The sequence below is a fragment of the Paenibacillus oryzisoli genome, from assembly GCF_050467285.1.
Taxonomy (GTDB): Bacteria; Bacillota; Bacilli; order Paenibacillales; family NBRC-103111; genus Paenibacillus_E; species Paenibacillus_E oryzisoli_A.
In genome coordinates, this window is the sequence record NZ_JBCMUN010000021.1 from 48,473 (window position 1) to 64,498 (window position 16,026).

The window sequence follows — 16,026 nt, forward strand, 5'->3', positions numbered from 1 at the left end:
CTACCAGCCATTCTATAAAGAATTCAGGTGCGCTTTCTTATGAAATCCTTCACAAAATCACGCATTTCCATGCTGTATGTCGTGCTTATCGTCATCTTGCTGGCCTTAGTCAGCGTCTCCAGCTTTATCGCATCCCGCAATATGGAAAACGAAAGCGATGCGATCGTTGGCGACGTCCTGCCGCTGCTGACGACAACAAACCGCTTGCTCACAAATCTGATTAATCAGGAAACGGGCATCCGGGGCTTTGAAATCTCCGGCAACGAACAGTTCCTCGAACCGTACAACAGTGGCAAGGAGCAGATTGCCCTGGATCTGGAGACGATGTCGAGCTTCGATGCCAAATATCCAACCCTGCAAATCATCCTGGATACGCAGGCGAAGCCCGCGATTACGAACTTGCAGCGCTACTACGATTCGCAGTTGGAACTTATTCGAGCAGGTAAGCTAGACGAAGCTAATGCGCGCATCTCCACCGGCAAAACGATGATGGATCGCTATCGTGTCATTCACGCTTCTATGGAAAAAACGATTAATCAGCTTACGACCGACGCATACAATGCCACTCACAAGGCTGGACGCACTTCACGCATCATCACGCTTGTCGGTGGTCTAATCGCGTTAATGGCCGGCGGCATGTCGATTGTTGTCTTTTATCGCGCCTTTCAGGCGGAACTGGAGCTGCGCAAGAGCGAAGAGACGTACCGCTACATGGCGGAGAGTCTCGAGATTCAAAATGAAGAAATCATCGCCCAACAAGAAGAACAGCAAGCCACATTGGCCAAGCCGTCCGAGCGCGAGCGCGAGTTGGAGCTTCTCTCTTCCTACCAAGAGAAGTTGACAGGCTATATCAAGTTATCGGAGTTTTTGAAAAATACGCTGCCTGCGCTTCTCAACTCGCTCTCTCAAGATGCCGCGCTCGTGGTTCTGGAACGCCGCGGCAACCTGGATTCCGAGACTGCGCACTATGAAGTCGTGCATGCGATCGGCTACCCGAAAGGGCAGGTGCAGCCTGCCGTGCAGGAACTGTACGGCCCGGCGAAGCGCGTCTTTGAAGAGGGCGTGCCGCTGACGCACACGCGCGAAGTGACGGAGCGCGAGCAGGGCATCCATCGCGGGATGACCCGCGCCGTCGAGCAATATATCCCGCTTATGGACGATACGCAGACGGTCATCGGCTTTCTGCTGTTGACGAGCTACCAAAGCTCGTTCTTCCAGGAAGAGAACCAACGGCTAGCCAAAGGCCTCGTACGTCAGTTCGGACTGGCATTCTACGCACAGGTGATGAACGACCAGAAACTTCAGCAGGCGGTCGACCTGGCCGAGCTGAACGAGCAGCTTTTACTGGAGAAGCAGTTGCTGGAGGGACAGCGGGATCTCATTCAAAATATTTTGGAATCGGCCCACGAAGGCATGATGATGTGCGATGCACAGGGGACGATTCTGTTCTCCAATCAGCGGATGAACATGTATTTCGGACTTCACGAGCGCATCGGAGAGAATTTGGTCGCCTGCGCGCACGAGATCGGTTCGGAGGTGACGAGCTTCTATGGCGTCGCCGCCTCGATCGAGGCGCTGATCGACCGCTCGCTGCCGCACCTGACGCAGCGCTTCAGCTTTATGCAGGGCGAGCATATGCAGCATGCCGAGCTGTACGCCACCCTTGTGAGTGAGGGCACCGAGCAGCAAGGATATCTGTTCGTTTTCCGTGACCGAACGGAAGAGGAGCGCATTGATGAAATCAAGAATGAGTTCATCTCCATTGTCTCCCACGAGTTACGGACACCGCTGGCAAGCGTACTCGGATTTATCGAGATCCTGCTGCATCGCGAGCTGCCGAAGGATAAACAGAAAAAATATATGGAAACAATTTACAGTGAAGCACAGCGCCTGTCCAACCTGATTAACGATTTCCTGGACCTCCAGCGGATGGAGTCGGGCCGGCAGTCGTACCATTTTGCCCCGGTGCACTTGCCGGATATGCTAAGGGACATCGCCGAGCAGTGGCAGGATAAGCAACGTCATCGCGTGAATATTCACCATGAAGCCGGAAAGGAACTGTGGGTGCGGGCAGACGTCGACCGGATTCGCCAGGTGTTCGATAATCTGATCAGCAATGCGATCAAGTACTCGCCGGGCGGGGATCACATCGATATTTATTTATCCGCCGACCGAGGCCGCGTAACCGTCGCCATTCAGGACTACGGGCTCGGCATTCCGGAGGAAGCCCGCGGGAACATGTTCTCCAAGTTTTTCCGGGTGGACAACTCGGACCGCCGGCAGATCGGCGGCACCGGCCTCGGCCTCGCCATCGTCAAAGAGATCATCGAGGGGCATCACGGCCTGATTACGTACACGTCCGAAATGGGGCATGGCACGACGTTCCTGCTCGAGCTTGCACAGTTTGAAATTGCGGATATGGACGGCCGCATCGTCATTCTCGAAGATGACGACAACCTTGCCAAATTGATTCAGATTGCACTGAACAAATTGGCGCTGCCCTCCGTCCAACTTCGCTCCGCCGAGGAAGGCCTGATTGCGCTGGAACGCTGCCGAGAGGAAGGGCCGATCCTGTTTATCGTGGATATTTTGCTGGAAGGGGAGCGATCCGGCTGGGACTTCATCGCAGGCCTCTACAAGCACCCGCTGCACGCGCAGACACCGGTAATCGTTTCCACCGCGCTCGATCCGCCGCATGATTACCATGAGAAGGAAATCGAGAAGTATTTGAAAAAACCTTTCACAATGGAACGCCTTGTACAGGTCGCCAAACGTCTCATCGAGGGCGGCCGCTGCCACGCGTACGTGTTCCCGGCGCAGGACAAGGAAGCGTTGACCGACGAGCTGCAGCGCAACGGCATCGAAGTGCTGGGCGTTCAGGAGAATCAGGACATGATCGAAGTGAATATCAAGAAGCCGCAGGTGGAATAGGCGGCGTATGTAAGAACCCCCCCGCTTCCGGATGGAGGCGGGGGTTATAGTGCTACTCCAATTGCAATGATATACTACAATAAAAGTAAGAAAACTCATTTTGGAGGATTTCATTATGACTCTAGACAGAGAACATTTTTTCTTGAAATATAAAATTGATGCATCTAGTTTCGAGAAGACAGATTTAGATTGGGCTGAGCTACAAAAAATATTTGACGATTTTATAGGTAAATATGAACAACTGTCTCAGGCAGCAAGAATGGCTGCAGAAGGTATCAGAACTGCACCTGGAGTGCATTCCATAAGATATAGGGTAAAAGATCCCGAGCACCTCATTGAAAAAATCATAAGAAAAAAAATTAAAGATCCTTCACGAGAGATAAATAGCGAGACGTATTTTTCCGAAATAACCGACTTAATTGGGATTCGTGCGCTCCACCTATTTAAAGATGATTGGTTCCCCATCCATCAGTACATATTGAACACATGGGAGTTGAATGAACCTCCTAAAACATTTATCAGAGAAGGTGACATTGTCCCCGATATTTATCGTCAGCATACTAACGTGGAACCACATGAATTCGGATATCGATCGGTTCACTATCTTATAAAAAATAAACCATATAAAGATCAGCTAATTATGGAAGTTCAAGTTAGAACGATATTTGAAGAGGGATGGAGTGAAATTGATCATACCATCCGTTATCCTTACGACCTCGATAACCAAACCTTCAATTCATTTTTGCAAATATTTAATAGATTAGCCGGCAGCGCTGATGAAATGGGAACGTACATTAATTTTCTCAAGAATGAATTAGACTTAAAAGATAAGCGGCACAAAGATGAACTTGAGGAAAAAAACAATTTAATTGAAAGTCTAGAAAGCACTGTATCAAAAATCAGCGCATTGAGTGCGAAAGAGAAAAATACACTTTTGGCGGAAATAAACACACTGAAACAAAAAGTAAATACATCACCTACTTGGTCTTATTCCGGAACATCCGTTTTCTCTCCCTTAGGGATTACTATTAACCCTCAGCAAGGAATATCCTTTGATGTACAATCAACTGTTTCTCATCCTGGACTAGGAAAATGGATTGGTGGTGCTCAACAATTAGGAACGCCCGGACTGCCTTCAAGCCTCACCGTAAGGAATGAATCCCCGGTTAAGTACGATGTTCTTAAAAGTATTCTCCCTCAACAAGCACTAAAAAAATAAATTAGGTCATCAACGTTAGAATCGTTTATACATAAAAACGTTCATACTTTTAGCCGCCTGAAAAAGCGGCTCTTTCTATTCATTCACACATACATTTGCAGATGTTATTCCCCCCTATGTATTTCTTGTAAACGAGAGGGATTTCCCCTCCATATCGCCAATATATTAGGGGTAAGAGGCTTCCACTTCAGAAAGGGCGTGACCCGATTGGCAAAGCTAGAAAACGCTTCCACGAAACTGCAAGGGCGCAGTGTGTGGGCCCTGTTTTTTTCCATACCGATTTTCTCCTGGGCGATGTATGACTTTGCGAATACGATCTTCTCATCGAACATCGTGACCGTGTTTTACCCGTTCTATTTAAAAGAAGTGCTCGGCAGCAGCGAAGAAATGAATCAGATCGCCAGCACGTTCATCACGTATTCCAACGCGGTTTCCAGCCTGTTTCTCGTGCTGCTGTCGCCGCTCTTCGGCGTCTGGATCGACCGGACAGGCAAAAAGAAAGCCTACCTCGTCCCCTTCACCCTCGTGGCCATTGCTGCGACGCTTCTCATGGGACTGTCCGCACTTTGGCAGACGGATTCCGCCTGGCTTGGGCTGAACATGTCGATTCTCGGCGTGCTGTTCTTTTTCATGATCGCGAAATTTTTCTATAATTCCAGCCTGATCTTCTACGATTCCATGATTTCCGATCTCGGGAACGAGCGTGAAATCCCGCTGATTTCCGGCTTCGGCGTGGCCGTCGGCTACATCGGAACGCTGGTCGGTCTGGTCGTGTACCCGCTGGTCACAGGCAACCACTTCGAAAATACGTTCATTCCGAGCGCAGCCATGTTCCTGCTATTCTCGCTGCCGATCATGTTCCTGTTCAAAGAAAAGCCGGCCAAAACCGCCGACCGCAGCAAATCGCTCCTCAGCGGCTACAAAGAAATCTGGGCCACCTTCAAGGAGGCGCGCCAGTATCAGGCAGCTTTTACATTCATGATCGCCTACTTCTTCTTCAACGACGCGATTGCCACGGCCATTGCCGTCATGGCGGTCTATGCGAACACGGTCATGGGCTTCTCGACCGGCCAGTTCATTCTGCTCTATCTCGTCTCCACCATTTCGAGCATCATCGGTTCGTTCCTGTTCGGCTACGTCACGCGCAGCCTCGGTGCCAAGCGTGCCGTCACGATCGTCGCCTGCGTGCTCATCGTCGCGATCGCATTGGCTTCCCTGGCGACACAGCAAAGCATGTTCTGGGCGGCCGGCAGCCTCTACGGCGTCTCCATGGGCGCCATGTGGGTCACGTCCCGCACGCTGATCGTGCAACTGACACCTGAGGAAAAGCGAGGGCAGTTTTTCGGGCTTTTCGCCTTCTCGGGGAAGGTATCCTCCATCATCGGTCCAGCCCTATACGGCACGATCACCTTGGCGTTCGCCTCACACGGCAACCTGGCCTCCCGCCTCGCGCTCGGCTCGCTGCTCGTGCTCGTCGTGATCGGACTCCTCGTGCATGTGCGCGTGCCGAAAAAATTGCCAAACGCTTCCTGATTCATGTACAATAAGGGCGAACACAGTCACAAGAAAGGTGTGAAGCCGATGAAACTTGGCATGATCTGGATAAACAGCACATGGGCTTCCCCTTTTTCTTATACGGAACACTAGGGCCTATTAAGGGCTTTAGTGTTTTTTTGTGCCTTTTGGGCGTGTCTGAATACGCCGAGGGTCGCAGATTGGGCCGAATTTTCGTTCCATGCAAGGAACTTTTGTGAAGGCGTACCGGGGGTACGTCAAGCAACAGTGACGCAGCAGGGGGCGAAAAGGCGGTGAAAGATGCCCCTGAGCGGGTGTTCAGACACGCCCTAGGGCAGATACGAATCAGAGAGGAGCGAGGAGCATGGCATTGCGGTATAAACGGGTTCTCATCAAATTAAGTGGGGGTGCAGTCGCGGGAAGCAGTTCCTTCGGCTTTGATCCCCTGCAGCTCGATCATATTGCGAATGAGATTATGACCGTCGTCCATCTAGGCGTCGAGGTGTGTCTGGTGATCGGCGGGGGCAATATTTTCCGGGGAAACATGGGCGAAAGCTGGGGCATTGAAAAAGCCGAAGCCGACAACATCGGCACGCTGGCCACGGTCATCAACAGCCTCATGCTGCGCGGCGTGCTCAAAGCCAAAACCGACGCCGAGGTGCGCGTCATGACCGCGATTCCGATCGCATCGGTAGCGGAGCCTTTTATCCGGCTGAGGGCCATCCACCACCTCGAAAAAGGCTACATCGTCATCTTCGCCGGCGGCAACGGGCAGCCGTTCGTCACGACGGATTACCCATCCGTGCAGCGGGCAATTGAGGTGAACTGCGACGCCATTCTCGTCGCGAAGCAAGGTGTGGACGGCGTGTATGACCGCGATCCGAAGCTGCATACGGATGCGCAACAGTATAAGTCGCTCCACTACAACGACGTCATCCACCATAACCTCAAAGTGATGGATCAGTCGGCGTTCATTCTCGCGCGGGATTATCACATCCCGATTCATGTGTTCAATTTCGACAAGCCGGGGTCGATGAGAGAGATTTGCGCCGGGCAGAACACAGGGACGATCATTAGCGGAGCGTCGGAGTTGGTGTATCATTGATTAGACCAGAGAAATGTGACTGACTACGAGAACGATCAACAGCCGCCATCCGAGGAACTTTGTTGTCCAAGAGGCGGCTCTTCACCGATTTTTCATCGACGTGATCCCAAGCGTTTGTAGATGTCGGAGGGGATGTGGCGATTGCTAAATCCTTTAATCTTAATGGTGTTGGCTGACGTGCTTTGGAATACAATGCGCAGATCCGCCCCCTGCCCCTGGACACGTCTACTTTGAAAATGATAAGAATCCCACCCGCTATAGTTGCGCTCTAATTGCGAGACTTCAACTTTATTAGCCACAAGCTGTCCAATCGCTCTTACAACCTGACTCATGGCGAGCACAAATTCCTCTTCTTTCTTATAGACAAAAGCCATCAGCAGGACATCGTCGGCAAGCGCCGTCGGATCCATCTGAAGCCCCTGAAGATTCGCGATTCGGTCAATCCATTCTAAAATCAGATCATTGCTGATCGCCATCCAGTACTCCTCTCAGAAGCTCCTGGCGCTCCAGAAAGCTTTCCTTTGCCTTTCTCGCAAGTTCTTCGCCGCTCTCCCAGTTCTCCATCCCTTCGCGTGCCTTCAGCAACATTTCCACTTGCGCCGATTCCAGTTCTTCTTCGATTTCGTCAATATAAGTCAAAACGGCCCGGAACGCTTCCGGTGTAAGCACAACGGCTGCCGTCTGATTGCGATCAAGTATTTGAAGCATGGAGAATTTAGCCAAACTATCCTTCCACGCCGTCGATCTGGCTAACTGAGTGACCGGAATTTGACTGCCCAACTGAAAACCGCCGCGCACTTTTTCAACTGTTGCAAGCATTTCCTTTGACATTGCGATTCTCCCCCTTGCCTTCATTTGATAACACCTCCATTATAGCATAATAAGTATTCAATTATATACTTAGTTATGCATTCAATTATGTACTTAATTGTGTATTTAAATACAAAAAAGAACCTCACATTCCGAAGACAGCAACTGCCTGCCTCGAAACATGAAGTCCTCTTCCTACCCGATCATCCACACATAATAATCGTTCGCGCTCGTCGTCCGGAACCCGCACGACTCGTACAAGCCCAGCGCTCCCTCGTTCTCGACGGACACCTCGAGCTTCACGTGCTTCGCCTGCTCCTGTCCCTGGAGCAGCGCAATCGTGGCGCCGAGAATCTGGCGCCCGTAGCCCTGGCCCCGGAACGGCGGCGCTACGCAAAAGCCGTAGATGAAGCCCCTGCGCTCGGCCGGGTCGAGCATGGCGCCGATTTTGCCGATCGGCGTCTGCGCCTCGCCGAGCTCGGCGATCCAGGTACGCTCGCGGTCGCCCTCGAGCGTCTGCAGCACATACTCGCGCGCATCCGCTTCCGGCATGCCGAAGCCGGCCGCATTCAGCGCGACCAGCAGCTCCGCGTCGGCCTGCACGGCCGGGCGCAGCGCAATCGCGACGGCCGCCGGCGCAGCAGCGGCAGAAGCAGCTTGTACGTCATCGCGCAGCTCCATGACGTATTCCGAGTACGCGTACGCTGCACCCAGCTGCGTGACGAATCCTTTGCCCGCGGCGGAGCCCCGCTCATTGATCCAGATGAGCTTCGGCACCTGCCGCCGCCGGCATTCCGCCACAGCCGCCTGCGCCAGCGCGCTGAAAATCCCCTTCCGGCGCGCCGCCGGATGCACCATACCGCTGATCTCCACCTCCGTGGAGAGGAAGCTGTAGATGGCGAGGAAGCCGACGATCACATCATTTTCGTAATAGAGAAAATCGTTCGTAATACCGGGAGAGCGGCTGCTGAGCGTCCCCCAGTTTAATTTAATATCAATCCCATCGTGCTCATTGCACGTATCCCATAATGTTCGGACGCCTTCCAGCTCTTGCGAAGATAAGCCTGCTCTAGGGTGTATGCCTTGTTTCATCGTTCAACCTCCTGATGACGAACTTGTCCATGCGACTTCATCATACTGCGCGGAAGCGTGCGGGAGTAGGGACTATATCTTTTTAACTAAATTTTCTTCGCGTACGCTTCCGGCGTCTGGCCGACAATCGACTTAAAGTCTTTGATAAAATGCGCCTGGTCATGGTAGCCCAGATCCATCGACAGCTTCGACCAATCGTGCGCCTGGCTCAGGTCTGCCGTTTCGGCGGCATGTTGGATGCGGGCAATTTTAATCGCCCACTTGGGACTTACTCCGACATACTGATCAAAAAGCCGCTGCAGCGACCGAATATGAATCCCATAGCGCTCGCACAGCATCTCCACCTTCGTGATCTCGTGATCCTCGCCGATCCGCTCGACCATTTCGTTCACCAGCGCAACCTGTTCATCCTCGGCCGGCAGCTTTGCACGGATCATTCGCTCCACAATCGCGATTTGCTCCGCCGTATCTCCAGCCTCCCATACCTCGCGCTCCAGCACCCTGGCGTCGATGTGAAACACTTCATCTAGGGGGATAGGCTTCTCTAATACCGTAGATACCGACTGCTTCACGAAGGGGTAAAAGCCACCGGGCTTAAACTTCACGCCGAGCACCCAGCCCTTGCCTTCGAGGTATTGGCCGAATTTTTCCCGGCCTGGGCCGTAGATCGCCGACTTGCCCGGCTCCACCACCAGATTGACGCACGGATTGGGGATCACATGCTGCGTATAGGGAGCTTCCCCGGTTAAATCCCACGACACGAGCCAATAATGACGAATAAAAAAAGCCAAATCCTCGGAAGGCGCGTGCCGAGACAGTTGAAACTTGCGTTCGCCTTGCTGTTTTTTCATGATGCCTAGACTGGTCGCGGGAACATTTGTACTCATTTTGATCACCCTTTGTCGCTTTTTTACAATACAATGCTCAGGCTGTAAGCTAAGCTAAAGAACAGAAACACAGAAACCAAGGAGGAACGATCATATGGAAGCCTTACAATATGTGATTTACATCGGCGCAAGCGAGCAAGTGGTATGGGATATTCTCACAAAACCGGAGGGAACTCGTCAAATTTTGTTCGGCAGCGTCCTCGTGTCCACGTTTGAAATCGGTTCCGAGTACAAGTACATCGGGCCTGGCAATGATGGCGACGAAACGGTTCACGTCTACGGCACCGTGCTAGCTTATGAGGAAGGCAAAATGATGAGCTGCACCGAACACGCAGGCCCTTCCTATCGCGAGAACCACGCGGATTTCGAGTCGCGGATGACGTTCTCGTTGGAAACGGTCGGCAACTGCACCAAGTTTACGTTAGTGAACGATAACTGGACGCCTGGCCACCCAAGCTACGAGTCCACCCAAGCGAGCTGGCCGATGATTCTGAGCAACATCAAGACGTTGGCGGAGACAGGCAAGACGCTGGATTTTGGTTGGTAAAAGAGGGCGTTGATGCCCAAGGGCCGCTAGGAATAAGCGGCAGTGTGCAGCTGCTAGTTGATGCCAGGCAGCGTATTGGCGGGAATAGAGGTGGTTTGCCACCTCTATTCCTGGCATATCCGCCTTATGCGGAGAAATAAGAGTGCTAAACCACTGCTATTGGGAGCACAGCGGCGGAAATCAACCTTTATTTATGAAAATAGAGGTGGTTTGCCACTCTTATTTTCCCCTGTGTACCGAATATCCCAGCAATAAGCGTGGTTTACCACGCTTATTGGGGAACACGCTCGGCTCATCCGCACGGGGATATCCCTAAATTTAGAAAGGCAGGCGTTATGCGCCTGCCTTTTTTGCTGTTGCCGCCTGCTCCGCGCCCCGCCTCGGTCCCAAAACCAGGGCGAACGCGGCCGGACGGCGAGTTGGCAATAGAACGGCTTCGAGCGCCGCTACGGTGTCGTGCCCATTTCGAATGCGCCTAACGGAGGACCGACAAAGCTGCAATAGCTTCAGCGCTATCGTGTGGCACAGCACCTCGCATAGTCCGGGCAGTCCCAGCGGTCGGCGGCCACAACTACAGCGGCTTCAGCGCTATCGTCTCCCGCGCCTCCAGCCCCGCAACCATCGCTTCCCACGCCTCTGGCTTGTTCGCGAGCACCGCATAGTAGCGGCGCAGGAACGCAGCTACTAGCTGCGCGGAGATCTCCTCCGCGTCCTCGTCCGTCGGCAGGAAGCACAGATCCAACTCTTCGACGGCTTCCCCGTTGTTTTCCCAGGAAGGGTGGACATATGGGAAGTCGATCCGCTTATACCCCAAATGCGACAGCACCTCGCGCCGCACGTACGGATCCATCGGCTTCACGCCGCCAAAGGCATGATCCTCGATCCGATATGGATCATAAATCTCGGCGAACATGCCGAGCATCGGTTTACCTGTGCTAGCCGCCAGCTCCTCAAGATCCTTCCAGCGGCGGCGCGCCAGGAAGCGACCGATGCCAAGCCCCGCTTGCCCAATGATCGTAAAATCCGTCATCGCCACCTGAAAATCCTCATAATAGCGATACTCGGTCGTGCCCACAACTTTGCCCTCGTGCACGGCAACAAAAACGCGAATACCCGGATCCTCTAGCGGCTCTTTCCACAACGAGTATTCCAGCACTTCCTCCGGCGGAAAAACCTCTTTCATCATGTTATGCATATCCCGAAATAACGGGTTGTCAATCGATGTAATGCGAATGTAGTCCATATGAATTTCCCTCCTAAAATTCGTGTGACGAAGCGCGGAACGGATTACGCCACTCCATGAGCAGCGCATGATTCCACGATTCTTCATCTTCTAAGTAATTCGCGACGACCTCGACGGGCGTCCGGCCGCAGCGCAGCAGGAAGGTGATGACGGGGTCTTTCAGCTCCCCAGCCAGCACCGCCGCCACGTAAGCTTCCGCCGTCAGCGTATCGGCGTGCTTGCCATAGCCGGGCATGCGACCGCCGCCTAAGAGCCTTGCCAGCCCGAGCTGCACGACGACCTCGTACATCGACTGCATCAGCCATTTGCCGAGTCCGTAAGCGCGGTATGAGGGCCTGATGCAGATGTCGACGATGTACAGCGTATCGCCTTCGGGCGCGTGGGTACGGATGTACCCATCGTCCGTAACCGCAGCCCAGCTGTGGTCGCCGCTCGCCGCCATGGCCGCGCTGTCCACGAGCAGCCCCGTGATCGAGCCAACGATCCGGCCCTCGACCTCCACGCAGAGCGCCCCCTGCGGGAATCGGGTCACATGCTCAGTGAGCTGTTCCTTATTCCACCACAACTCCGAAGGGAACGGTGGCGGAAAGCTTTCCTGCTGCACCTCGATCAGCGCCTCAAAATCCTCCGGCCCGTACGTACGGATCACCGCCGCCTTCGGCCCATTGCCGTCGAAGACGTAGAGTTTTTTCATATAAAAGGACATCCTTAAACCCTCCTGCAGTTTAAAGTCCGTCTGCGTCTCTCAAGACCAGTCCGTGTACAGATCCGTCCGGCGATCCCGCCACGTCGTCACCGACCCACGTTCCCGCACCACGCTCAATAGCTCCAAATCGAGATCCGCCGTCACAACCATGTCGTTATTAATTTCGCCCTCGACAAGAATGCCTTTCGGAGGAAACGGCACGTCATTCGGCGTAATCACCGCCGCCTGTCCAAAGTTCGCTCGCATGAAATCCACCGTCGGCAAAGCCCCTACCGTCCCAGTCGTCACGACGTAAATCTGATTCTCAATCGTGCGCGCATGGCACGTATACCGCACGCGATGGAAGCCGTGGCGGTCATCGGTACAGGATGGCGCAAACAGCACATCCGCTCCGCGCGCCCGCGCCATCCGCACAATCTCAGGGAACTCGACGTCGTAACAGACGAGGATGGCGATGCGTCCTTTCTCCGTATCAAACACCTGCAGCGAGTCGCCTGCGCCCATGCTCCACTCTTTCACTTCCGTCGGCGTAATGTGCAGCTTCTTCTGCTCGCCGATGCGGCCGTCCGGATAGAACAGGAACGCTGTGTTGTACAGCTTCCCGCCCTCTTCGACGATATGCGTGCCGCCAATGATGTGCATGCCGGTGTCCTTCGCCAGCCTTTGAAACAACGTCTTATACGCCTCTGTATACCGTGGCAGCGCCTCAATCGGCAGCGCCTTGCCATTCTCGTCGCCAATTGACATCAGCTGCGTCGTGAACAGCTCCGGAAACAGCACAAAATCCGCCTCAAACTCCTGCCCCACCTTCACATAATGCGTCACCTGCGCCGCAAATTCTTCAAAACTGCCTATCGTATGTAAATGGTACTGTACCACGGATACCCGCATTTTCATGTTGTGTTCCTCCTTGTTCTTGTAAAAGGCTTGCACCCGGCGGTGCGCCGTATGGCGACGGAGGGGCAGCAGTAGAACCTACCAGCCCCTCTTGTGCAGCCGACGCCTAGCCGTGATCAATTCGCCCCGTCGGCACACCAGCTCACGCCTCGTGCCGCACCAACACGCGCCCGCGCACCTTGCCGGCCAGCACTTCCGCTGCGGCCTCCGCCACACCGTCCAGCGTGACCTCCCGGTGCACGGTCTCTTCCAGCCGTAGCGGCTTCAGCTCTCCAGCGAGCCGCTCCCAGAGCTGCCTGCGGAGCGCGGACGGGCAGTAGACCGAATCAATGCCCAGCACGTTCACGCCGCGCAAAATAAACGGATACACCGTCGCGGCCACCTCCGCGCCGCCGGTGAGGCCGCTCAGCGCGACGGAGCCACCGTAGCGCAGGCGGCTGAACACGTAGGCGAGCCCCTCGCCGCCTACGGGATCAACCGCGCCGGCCCAATGCTCCGGGCCGAGCGGCTTAGGTAGCGCTGGCGTCAGCTCCTCGCGCGGCACGATGCGCTGAGCGCCGAGCTCGCGCAGGTACGCGTGGTCGGCGCTTTTGCCCGTGCTCGCGTCGACCTCGTAACCGAGCGCGGCCAGCATCGACACGGCGGCGCTGCCGACGCCGCCGGTGGCGCCCCGCACGAGCACGGGCCCCTGCTCGGGCGCAAGCCCGTTGCTCTCCAACCTGTGGATGGAGAGCGCCGCCGTGAACCCTGCCGTGCCGAGCGCCATCGCTTCGCGATGCGTGAGGCCTTGCGGCAGGGGCACGACCCAGTCGGCGGGGACGCGGGCGTATGCCGCGAACCCGCCGTAGTGACCGGTGCCCAGCTCGTAGCTGGTCACCAGCACCTCGTCGCCGACCCGGTAGCGCGGGTCGGCGGAGGCTGCGACGGTGCCCGCGAGGTCAATGCCGGGCACCATCGGGTACTTGCGCACGACGCGCCCCGCCGGGCTGCAGGCGAGCGCGTCTTTATAATTAATACCGGAGTACCGGACACGAATCGTGACCTCCCCCTCCGGTAAATCTTCAAGGCGAAGCTCTTGTAGGGCGAGCTTGAAATCATTTTGCGTGCGGTCCACCATCAGCGCTTGAAAAGCTTCCATACAGACACACTCCTTCTGGATCGACTTGTCCCGTCATTTTTATATTTTACTAAATTATGGAGTGTGTGGCTATCTTGACCGACGGTCAACCATCTTAGCATTGACAAAACGCGCTCCACCTTGTAGGGTAAAAGTAACTGTAAAGCATTTCCACTAGGGGCGCCTAATTGGTGGCTGAGACGGGGAACAATCCCCGGACCCTTATAACCTGATCTGGATCATACCAGCGTAGGAAAGTGGAGCCGGCATTTCTATGCAAAGCCTCGGCCGTACGTTCGCCTAAGCTGATCATCGCCGCTCCATGATGGGGCGGCTTTTCATTTTATCTTAGGAGGCGTATAGCATGAGTTTTACGAAAGAACTGCGTGAGGCGACTGACCCGATTTTTGAGGCGATTTACCAGCATCCATTCGTGCAAGGCATTGCGCAAGGTAAGCTGGGCAAAGAGCAGTTGATCCATTATGTGAAGCAGGATTTTGAGTATTTGAACGCGTACATGCGCGTCTACGGGCTCGGCATTAGCAAATGTAGAACGCGCGAGGAAATCGCGAAGTTCCATGAGAAGATCGGCTATATCCTGCATAGCGAGGTTCATCCGCACAACAATTTCTGCCATGCGGCAGGCGTCACCTACGAGGAGCTGCAAGGCTACCCACTCGCGCCGACAGCGCAGCATTATACTCGCCACATGCTCACGGTGGCTGCACAGGGAACGCTTGGCGAAATTTATGCCGTGCTGCTGCCCTGCCCTTGGACGTATATGGAGGCGGCGCAGCGCATCATGCAGGACTACCGGCCGCAGCCGGGCCATCCGTTCTACGAGTGGATCACGTTCTATGGAGCGCCCGAGGCCGAACCCCGCATGATGGCGTTCTGCGCGCAATTGGATGCGTGGGCGGTAACGGCGTCGGAGGATGAGAAGCGGCGGATGCGGGAGCATTTTTTGATTAGCTGTCAGCTGGAGTATATGTTCTTCGATATGGCGTACCGAGTGGAGGATTGGCCTGTACCGGAGAAAGTGCTGGTGTAGGCATTCGGGCTAACAACGAAACAGCAGCGGATGTGCTCGTGTGCTCACACTCATATCCGCTGCTGCATGTTATATCGCTTTGACGCCCCACTTGCTAAATAACCATTGAAGTTCCTCGGATGTTCGGGAAATAAAAGACCGTACTTTCTCTTCTTCAAAATAAATCGGCGTTATCCCGGGTTCATTGCGCACATCAAGCAGCCATTCGATTTTAGTGTGGGTGTAAGCCTCGACCTCATCAGACTCAATAAGCGGTGGCAGCGAAAAAGCTTCCACCTCCTTTAACTGGTGGATGACGCGATCTGTCCACGTTTCAGACCTCATCAAAATGAACTCGATCTGACTAACTTCCCAATTGTATGTACTTCTCCGTGTTTCCAGGGCTTCATGAAAGCTGGCTTCGTATTCTGCATAAAGGGTCTCCGTCCATCTCAAGTCTGCATACACATGCGAAATATAGCCTTGTACGAACGCCCTCCATTCTGGCGCAGGATTCCCCCTCCAGTACTGAACCGCTTGTTGACCGATCTGGTCGACGGTAGGCATGACTCCATTTTCCATGAAGTGTGTTCTGCCCTTATCTTCACGTGTAGTTCCTGCTCTCGCATGTATGGCATCAGGAGCGATACTGCCGATTAGAAAATGTGGACACGGATCTCCCTTACACACTTTATCTGCTATTGCAAAATGCACCATGGGCCAAGGCATCGGTCGATTCTTCCCTTCTGGGCAATATTGGATGAACCTATACCTTTGACGAATGAAGACAGTGCGAAGTTCGTCTCTGCGATAAAAGCACAAAAAAACTGGCCATGCGCAGGAAGCCCCCTCCCCTTGCTCGACCAATTTTTTGCGTGTGCTATGACGGCTCCCTATACCCGCTGCCCTGTTATCGTACCGTCACCA

Annotated in this window: 15 protein-coding genes and 1 riboswitch; of the genes, 6 read left to right on the forward strand and 9 right to left on the reverse strand. The window is 54.2% G+C overall.

Features of this window, described 5'->3' with window-relative positions:
- Positions 1–39 precede the first annotated feature (39 nt).
- From ABE504_RS28895 to pyrH, 4 genes are all read left to right on the forward strand, one after another.
- Complete coding sequence (locus tag ABE504_RS28895; protein WP_430095533.1) at positions 40–2,931, forward strand: ATP-binding protein; 2,892 nt, start codon at positions 40–42, stop codon at positions 2,929–2,931.
- A gap of 115 nt (positions 2,932–3,046) precedes the next feature.
- Positions 3,047–4,150: a RelA/SpoT domain-containing protein gene (locus ABE504_RS28900; RefSeq protein WP_430095535.1), complete on the forward strand. Its 1,104-nt coding sequence runs from the start codon at positions 3,047–3,049 to the stop codon at positions 4,148–4,150.
- 294 nt (positions 4,151–4,444) lie between these two features.
- Positions 4,445–5,683 carry an MFS transporter gene (locus ABE504_RS28905; RefSeq protein WP_430095740.1) on the forward strand — a complete coding sequence of 413 codons (1,239 nt, stop codon included), beginning with the start codon at positions 4,445–4,447 and terminating at the stop codon, positions 5,681–5,683.
- A 346-nt stretch (positions 5,684–6,029) separates the two neighbouring features.
- Entirely contained in the window at positions 6,030–6,770 is a 741-nt protein-coding gene (gene pyrH / locus ABE504_RS28910; protein ID WP_430095536.1) for a UMP kinase, read from the forward strand.
- 92 nt (positions 6,771–6,862) lie between these two features.
- On the opposite strand, the gene ABE504_RS28915 is transcribed toward pyrH, so the two are convergent.
- The 4 genes from ABE504_RS28915 to ABE504_RS28930 all read right to left on the reverse strand — a co-directional run bounded on the left by ABE504_RS28915 (position 6,863) and on the right by ABE504_RS28930 (position 9,559).
- Positions 6,863–7,246, reverse strand: a complete 384-nt coding sequence (locus ABE504_RS28915; RefSeq protein ID WP_430095538.1) for a hypothetical protein — start codon at positions 7,244–7,246, stop codon at positions 6,863–6,865.
- Positions 7,230–7,601 (reverse strand): hypothetical protein, encoded by a 372-nt coding sequence (locus ABE504_RS28920; protein WP_430095540.1) that lies wholly within the window; start codon positions 7,599–7,601, stop codon positions 7,230–7,232. The genes ABE504_RS28915 and ABE504_RS28920 overlap by 17 nt, the downstream gene beginning before the upstream one ends.
- 174 nt (positions 7,602–7,775) lie before the next feature.
- Positions 7,776–8,672, reverse strand: a complete 897-nt coding sequence (locus tag ABE504_RS28925; RefSeq protein WP_430095541.1) for a GNAT family N-acetyltransferase — start codon at positions 8,670–8,672, stop codon at positions 7,776–7,778.
- 86 nt (positions 8,673–8,758) lie between these two features.
- A complete protein-coding gene (locus tag ABE504_RS28930) occupies positions 8,759–9,559 on the reverse strand; it encodes an AraC family transcriptional regulator (protein WP_430095543.1) in 801 nt (266 codons plus the stop codon).
- Between the two features lie 94 nt (positions 9,560–9,653).
- Here ABE504_RS28930 and ABE504_RS28935 point away from each other — a divergent pair, with 94 nt between their 5' ends.
- Positions 9,654–10,106, forward strand: a complete 453-nt coding sequence (locus ABE504_RS28935; RefSeq protein WP_430095545.1) for an SRPBCC domain-containing protein — start codon at positions 9,654–9,656, stop codon at positions 10,104–10,106.
- A 571-nt stretch (positions 10,107–10,677) separates the two neighbouring features.
- Here the strand turns inward: ABE504_RS28935 and ABE504_RS28940 are convergent.
- From ABE504_RS28940 to ABE504_RS28955, 4 genes are all read right to left on the reverse strand, one after another.
- Positions 10,678–11,349 (reverse strand): GNAT family N-acetyltransferase, encoded by a 672-nt coding sequence (locus ABE504_RS28940; protein WP_430095547.1) that lies wholly within the window; start codon positions 11,347–11,349, stop codon positions 10,678–10,680.
- Positions 11,350–11,362: 13 nt separating this feature from the next.
- The gene (locus ABE504_RS28945) at positions 11,363–12,055 is read right to left on the reverse strand and encodes a GNAT family N-acetyltransferase (protein WP_430095549.1); all 693 of its coding nucleotides are present in this window, start codon (positions 12,053–12,055) and stop codon (positions 11,363–11,365) included.
- Between the two features lie 39 nt (positions 12,056–12,094).
- The gene (locus ABE504_RS28950) at positions 12,095–12,952 is read right to left on the reverse strand and encodes a carbon-nitrogen hydrolase family protein (protein ID WP_430095551.1); all 858 of its coding nucleotides are present in this window, start codon (positions 12,950–12,952) and stop codon (positions 12,095–12,097) included.
- Positions 12,953–13,094: 142 nt separating this feature from the next.
- Positions 13,095–14,090 (reverse strand): acryloyl-CoA reductase, encoded by a 996-nt coding sequence (locus ABE504_RS28955; RefSeq protein ID WP_430095552.1) that lies wholly within the window; start codon positions 14,088–14,090, stop codon positions 13,095–13,097.
- 145 nt (positions 14,091–14,235) lie between these two features.
- A riboswitch (TPP riboswitch) is annotated at positions 14,236–14,342 on the forward strand.
- A 91-nt stretch (positions 14,343–14,433) separates the two neighbouring features.
- On the opposite strand from ABE504_RS28955, the gene tenA reads away from it, so the two are divergent.
- Positions 14,434–15,120 carry a thiaminase II gene (tenA, locus tag ABE504_RS28960; protein WP_430095554.1) on the forward strand — a complete coding sequence of 229 codons (687 nt, stop codon included), beginning with the start codon at positions 14,434–14,436 and terminating at the stop codon, positions 15,118–15,120.
- Positions 15,121–15,189: 69 nt separating this feature from the next.
- Here the strand turns inward: tenA and ABE504_RS28965 are convergent, their stop codons facing one another.
- Positions 15,190–15,828, reverse strand: coding sequence for a zinc dependent phospholipase C family protein (locus ABE504_RS28965; RefSeq protein ID WP_430095556.1), 639 nt, complete (start codon positions 15,826–15,828; stop codon positions 15,190–15,192).
- Positions 15,829–16,026 lie beyond the last annotated feature (198 nt).